Genomic DNA, 6,684 nt, shown 5'->3' with positions numbered 1-6,684 from the left:
AATGCAGTTACGGGAAACCCAATAGGCTAGCCGTACAGGGCGCCGAGAAGCTTATTCCCAGCCTCATTTTCGTTTAGTCCTCAAAATACTGGTAGAGCTTATCAACCGTCAGGACCTGCTTAGCTTCGCCCTTGAAGTCGGCCTTGATCTGGCCGTCCTTTAAGACGATCAGGCGGTTTCCGTAGGTGAGGGCGTCCTCCAGGTGGTGGGTGATCATCAGGGCCGTCAGGTGGTCCGTGGTAATCCGCTCGTTGGTGGCGTGGAGGAGGTTCAGACTGGTATGGGGATCCAGGGCAGCGGTGTGCTCATCCAGGAGCAGGATATCAGGGCGCTTCAGGGTCGCCATCAGGAAGCTGAGGGCCTGCCGTTGTCCGCCGGAGAGGGCCCCGGTCGCCGTGGTCATTCGATTTTCCAGGCCATTGTTCATGGTCGCTGCCAATTTAGTGAAGCGGGCCATGTTCTGCTTGAGCTGCCGGAAAATTAGGTAACGGTGCTCACCCCGCTTGGTGGCCAGTAGCATGTTCTCAGCGACGGTCATCCGGGGCGCGGTTCCCAGCTTGGGGTCCTGGAAGACCCGGGCGAGGAAGGCGGTCCGGTCCTCCTCACTGGTCCGGGTGATGTCTTGACCGTTGTGGAGAATCTGGCCGCCATCGGCTCGCAGGTTCCCGCCGATGACGTTGAAGAGGGTCGACTTCCCGGCCCCGTTTGTACCGACGATCGTGATGAAGTCGCCTGCGTTAATTTGCAGGTTAATCCCCTTCAGAATTTTCGTCTGGTTAGCGGTCCCCTTGTTGACCAGAGTCTGTACGTTCTTGAGTTCCAGAATTGGTTTATTCATGAGGCCGGACTCCCTTCAGAATTGGTTTCTTGATGTTGAGCTGTTTTTCGAACTGCGGGATCATCATGCAGATGGCTAGGACAACCGATGAGATCAGGTTGAGGTCGTTGGCGGAGAAGCCGAGTTGGAGGACGGCCAGCAGGATGATCCGGTAGATGATACTCCCCAGGGTGACGGCAACCAGCCGCTGGTTGAGGGTCAACTCTCCAAAGGCGACCTCACCGATGATAATTGAGGCCAGGGCGATGACGATGGTGCCGATTCCCATATTGATGTCGGCGTAACCGTTATTTTGGGCGATCAGGGCCCCACAGAGACCGACCATCCCGTTGGAGATCATCAGGCCGACGATCACCATTTTATCGGTGTGGATTCCCAGTGACTTGGCCATCGTCGGGTTATCCCCAGTGGCGATGAAGGCCTGGCCGTAGTCGGTAGCCAGGAAGAGGATCATCAAAACGGTGACGATCGCGATGACCACGAGGCCGAGCGTGACGCTGTCAAAGTATTGGGGCAGGTTGTGGAGGGCGCCGTTGAAAAGGGTCGGCTGACCAAGCAGGGAGATGTTGGACTTGCCCATGATCCGTAGGTTGACGGAGTAGATGGCGGTCATCGTCAGAATCCCGGCCAACAGACTCGGGATCTTTCCCTTGGTGTAGAGGAGGCCGGTAACCAGACCGGCGACCATCCCGGCCACTACGGCCAGCAGGGTGGCGATGAATGGGTTGACCCCGTGAGTGATGGCGGTCACCGCGGTGGCGGCCCCGAGTGGGAAGGTCCCCTCAACAGTCATATCACAGAAATCAAGGATACGAAAGGTCAGGTAGAGGCCCAGGCCGAGGAGTGCCCAGAGGAGTCCTTGCCCGATTGCGGAAACGATGAGATTCATTTGTAGATCACTCCTTTGTTCTTGGCTTCGTGTTCAAAGTGTTGGGGAACGGTCAGGCCGAGCTTACGGGCCTGCTTGAGGTTGAGGATTGGTTCCCCGTGCCGCACGAATTCAATTGGCATGGTGGCCGGCTTCTTCCCCTTCAGGATGGCAACGGTCATCTTAGCACCGCGGACCCCGAGGTCATACTGGTTGACGCTGTAGGTGGCCACGCCCCCCTGCTTGACCATCGTGCCGGCCGCCGGGAAGACGGGCTTGTTGGCCGCGTCGGCGTTCTTGACCAGGGTCTGCATGGCCCCGGCAATCGTGTTGTCGGTCGGGACGATGACGGCGTCGACCTGGCTAAGCATCTGCTCGGAGACCTGGTTGAGGTCGTTACTATTGGCGATCGAGTAGGCCTTCAGACTGATTCCCATCTTCTTGGCTTCCCGGACGATCTGGTGGTAGCCGGCGACCGCCGAGGAATCGCTGGAGGTGTAGATCACCCCGAGCGTCTTCAGGTGGGGCATGAATTCCTTGATTAGGTGAAGCTGTTCATTGATCGGTGCCTGGTCAGAGACCCCGGTGATGTTGCCGCCGGGGTGCTGGTTGTTTTTGACCAGGCCCGCCCCCTTGGGATCCGTCACCGCGCCGAGGACAATCGGTGTCTGGCGGGTCGAGTTGGCGACTGCCTGGGCCGCCGGGGTGGTGATACCGAAGATCACGTTGGCGTGGTCGTCCACTAGCTTGGCGGCCATTGTCTTGAGGTTACTCTGGTCACCGTTGGCGTTCTGGTATTCGATCTTAATATTCTTACCGTTGTGGTAACCTTCCCGTGCTAACTCATCGACATAGCCCTTGTAGATCTGGTCGAGGGCGGGGTGGTGCATCAGGGTCAGGACCCCGACCTTGGGAATACGTTGGCGACTGAGTTGGTTATTCTCGGTGAAGAAGGCAACCAGCAAGAAGGCGACAATAATGGCAATGAGGGTATACATTCTTTTCATCTTAAACTTTCACACCTTTCCAAAACAAAAAGCGAGTGTCCACATTGGGACCCTCGCTTTGGTAAGCCAAATAAAAAGTCCGCATGTGGATCAATGCGGACTGAATGCCATCTCAACTTCAGCCGGCACAGATGCAATCTGTTCTCAGGTTGCATCGATGCCGAAACAACCCGACCTACCGGCTTTGCCAACGAGTATTAACGTTGTGAAGTTGAATTTGGTTCATTGTACTTGCTCCTTGTCTTTTGTTGCACTAAGTATAACTAAGGACAACGGGGCCTGTCAATGCTTTTATTAAATTTTTCTAATTTTGGTTCATGCTGATGTAGTAGTTCGGCCGGTAGTATTGAATATTACCTTCCTGAACGTTTTGACCCGGGGTTGGGGCCTGGATGTAGTTTCCACTACCCTCGGCAATGGCAACGTGGTAAGGGGCGCTTTCCGTTCCCCAGAAGTAGAGGTCCCCGCTCTGGGCGTTTTCCACGTCATACTTGTGGGTTCCCAGGTTGGTCTGTTGGTAGGTCGTCCGGTAGTTTGGTCCAAGGTTGTAGGAGTATTGAACCAGCCCGGAGCAGTCAAAGCCGCTCGGCGTGTTGCCACCCCAAACGTATGGTACCCCGATCATCGACTTGGCCGTGGCCACAGCGCCGGAGTTGTTGGCAGACGTGGTGTTGCTCGTCTGGTTGGTGGTTGCTGCGGTTTGGGTTGGCTGGGCAGCCTGGGCAGTTTGACTGCCGTTGTTGTGGCTGGCGGCCGTTTCCTCGACCGTTCCGTAGGAGATGACATAGTTGCTCATCGACTGCAGGGCAGCAGCTGAGTTGGCTGCGTAGTCGGTCTGACTAGTGGCCGTGCTGGTGTTGGCCTGGTTGGCGGTTGCCGCCGCACTGGCTGGGGTGCTACTCAGAACCGTCGTGGCACTGTTTAGGCTGGTAGCTGAGCTAGCTGTGCTGGAGCTGAGGGTCACTGGTGTAGCGGTAAAGCTGGCGGTACTAGTCGTTGGCGTAGCAGAAGCGGTAGTCACGTTGGTCGTGGTGCTCGTTACGGCATTGCTGGTGGCTGCACTTGCCGCAGTGACTGACGTGGCGTTCGTTGCCACAACGTTGGCAGCACTGGCCGCCTGGCTGACGGCGCTGGTGGCGGAGTCGGGGATAATCAGCTGTTGACCGACCTGGATGTAGTTCGGGTTGGCCAGCTGGTTGCGCTGGGTGATAGCGTCGACTGTGGATTCATACTGCTGGGCGAAGTTCCAGACAGTATCACCGGATTGAACCTGGACCTGGGTGTCGGCATTGGCACCAGTGGCCACGGCCAAGGCACCGGCGGCTCCCAGGGTAGCGAGTAATGTCTTCGATACGATTGCTTTCTTAATGATAATTCACTCCTAAAGGATTAGATGATTTTTAGCTTAGTACAATCTTAACTATATGGGGAGAATGTGAATTAATTATGAAGAGAATCTGAAAGAATGACGACTAAAATTGTTGATAGATTGTAATAAATTGCTTGAATTGCCGGAACGGTGCGGCTTGTGATATGATGGAACACAGTTTATTCATAAGATGAGGTGAAAATAATGGCAGTGTTAGATGTTGAAGGCCTGACGATGAGCTACGCCGATAAGAAGCTCTACGAAGATGCCAGCTTTCAATTGGAAAAACACGAACACATGGGAATTGTCGGTCAGAATGGGGCCGGCAAGAGTACCCTGATCAAGATCCTGATCGGGAAGGTCCTGCCGGTGGACGGTAGTGTCAAGTGGCAGAGGGGGGTCAAGATCGGTTACCTTGACCAGTACGTCGATATTCCCGCGGGGATGACGCTGATTCAGTTCCTCCACACGGCCTTTCAGGAGCTCTACCGTCTGAACGAGCAGATGAACAAGTATTACGCCGCCTATGCAGACAAAATGGATGATGACCTTTTAACGAAGGCCGGCCGGATTCAGGAGAAGCTCGACGCCAATAACTTCTACGAGATCGAGACCCGAATCGAACGGGTGATGAATGGGCTGGGCCTGACCGACATCGGTAAGGCCCACGTTGTCTCCGAGATGAGTGGGGGTCAGCGTTCCAAAATTATCCTGGCTAAGATGCTGCTGGAAAATCCCGATGTGATCCTACTCGACGAGCCGACCAACTACCTTGATACCGCCCATATCGAGTGGCTGATTGACTACCTCAACGACTTCGATGGCGCGGCGATGATCATCTCCCACGACTATGACTTCCTGGAGAAGGTCACTAACACCATCTGTGATGTCTCGTTTGGTAAGATCACCAAGTACCGTGGGAGCTTCCAGCAGGCGATGCGACAGAAGGAGGAACGCAAGGAGGCCCAGGAACGGGAATACGAGAAGCAGCAGGTTGTGATTGAGAAGGCCGAGCGCTTCATTCGTAAGAATAAGGCGGGTTCCAAGTCGACAATGGCCAAGTCGCGGGAGAAGATGCTGGCCCGGATGACAAAGATTGACCCACCGGCTGACAACCTAAAGGCTACCTTCCACTTCCCATACGAGAACACCGGATCGGCCAACGCACTGCGGGTTGAGAACCTGTCTGTCGGGTACGGACGACCGCTGCTGGCGCCGGTGACCTTTTCGATGACAATGGGGGAGAAGCTCCTCTTCACCGGGTTCAACGGGGTCGGCAAGTCGACCTTGATCAAGTCGATTTTGAAGAAGATTCCCGCCCTGGCTGGGACGGCAACCTTTTCCCCGTCGGCTAGGATTAACTACTTTGATCAGGACCTGGTCTGGGAAGATCCGTCACTGACCCCGTTACAGACCATTCAGAACATGTTTCCGACCATGCAGCCGCGGACGATCCGGACGAAGCTGGCCCGGGCGGGGATCAACGCTGCCAACACGATGAAGCCGCTCCACCTGCTCTCCGGGGGTGAACAGACCAAGGTTAAACTGGCGATCCTTGAGCTGACGCCGTGCAACTTCTTGATCATGGACGAACCGACGAACCACTTGGATGATGAGACCAAGGATGGCTTGAAGAAGGCCCTCCAGGAGTTTCCAGGGAACCTGATCCTGGTCAGCCACGAGGAGAGCTTCTATACCGGCTGGCTGGGCAAAATCCTCAACGTCGAGAAACTGAGTCTGAAGTCATAAGGGAGGAAAACATGCCCTTTACTATCTCTGAAATCATTGTCCTCTTCTTTACCTACTCAGTTGTTGGCTGGTTGTGGGAGACCTTCTATTGTTCCATCAAGGACCACCACTTCGCCTACCGGGGCTTCTTATTTGGTCCCTACCGTCCGGCCTACGGCTTTGCGGTGACCACCATCCTGGTTGCTACCTACGACGTCCAGCATAACCTGATCTGCTGTTTCTAGTCGGGATCATCGTCGTGACGATCTTTGAGTATGTAGCCAGCCTTTTCCTAGAGAAAGTGTTTCACATGAAACTCTGGGACTACTCCCACCTCTGGGGCAACCTCCAGGGACGGGTGGCCCCGCAGATCTCACTCTTCTGGGGGATCGGCGTGGTTCTTTTAGTCCGGTTTATCCAACCAGCCATCCAGCGGGTAATCAACTGGGAGGAGGCCCATACCCATGGGATGCTGGCCCTGTTGGTTGTCCTGGTGATGGGGACCGATACTATCCTAACAATCATTAGTATTCACCACTTCCACACGACCACCCAGCAGTGGGAACAACGGGCCGTGGCTTACCAGGAGAAGCTTAAGCAGCGTCTTGATAAGGCCCTGCCAGCAGAACGGCCAGGCCCTGGCCCGGCGGCTGGAGAATTGGCACGCCGACCTCTTAAAGCGCCACCCTGAGTTCCACCTTCACCATCTGAACTGGAACGAACGGCGGCTGGTCAAGAGTTTTCCAAAGTTAAAGGTGCTGGATGCCAAACACTTCAACGAATTGAAGCAGGATTTGTTGAAAAAAGAATAATTTAAGTATGGCAGATTGTAAAATTTAAGTTGAACATTTAAGTGGACAGAAAAACCCATCAA

Annotated in this window: 5 protein-coding genes and 1 pseudogene; 2 read left to right on the top strand and 4 right to left on the bottom strand. The window is 54.9% G+C overall.

What is annotated here, in order from left to right; genetic code table 11:
- Positions 1-73: 73 nt before the first annotated feature.
- From FD34_RS03540 to FD34_RS03525, 4 genes are all read right to left on the bottom strand, one after another.
- Positions 74-838: an ABC transporter ATP-binding protein gene (locus tag FD34_RS03540; protein ID WP_057806829.1), complete on the bottom strand. Its 765-nt coding sequence runs from the start codon at positions 836-838 to the stop codon at positions 74-76.
- The gene (locus FD34_RS03535) at positions 831-1,727 is read right to left on the bottom strand and encodes an ABC transporter permease (protein WP_057806827.1); all 897 of its coding nucleotides are present in this window, start codon (positions 1,725-1,727) and stop codon (positions 831-833) included. Before FD34_RS03535 ends, FD34_RS03540 begins: the two co-directional genes overlap by 8 nt.
- On the bottom strand, positions 1,724-2,713 hold the full coding sequence (trpX, locus tag FD34_RS03530; protein WP_057806824.1) for a tryptophan ABC transporter substrate-binding protein: 990 nt from the start codon (positions 2,711-2,713) through the stop codon (positions 1,724-1,726). Before trpX ends, FD34_RS03535 begins: the two co-directional genes overlap by 4 nt.
- Before the next feature lie 304 nt (positions 2,714-3,017).
- Entirely contained in the window at positions 3,018-4,025 is a 1,008-nt protein-coding gene (locus FD34_RS03525; RefSeq protein ID WP_420814139.1) for an NlpC/P60 family protein, read from the bottom strand.
- Positions 4,026-4,286: 261 nt separating this feature from the next.
- Here FD34_RS03525 and FD34_RS03520 point away from each other — a divergent pair, with 261 nt between their 5' ends.
- Positions 4,287-5,831, top strand: a complete 1,545-nt coding sequence (locus tag FD34_RS03520; protein ID WP_057806820.1) for an ABC-F family ATP-binding cassette domain-containing protein — start codon at positions 4,287-4,289, stop codon at positions 5,829-5,831.
- 11 nt (positions 5,832-5,842) lie between these two features.
- Positions 5,843-6,622 (top strand): annotated as a pseudogene (locus tag FD34_RS03515) (putative ABC transporter permease).
- Positions 6,623-6,684: the final 62 nt, after the last annotated feature.

It is taken from the genome of Limosilactobacillus pontis DSM 8475 (assembly GCF_001435345.1).
Classification (GTDB): domain Bacteria; phylum Bacillota; class Bacilli; order Lactobacillales; family Lactobacillaceae; genus Limosilactobacillus; species Limosilactobacillus pontis.
The sequence above is the reverse complement of the archived record's forward strand: the minus strand, read 5'-3'. Positions and strand labels throughout refer to the sequence as shown.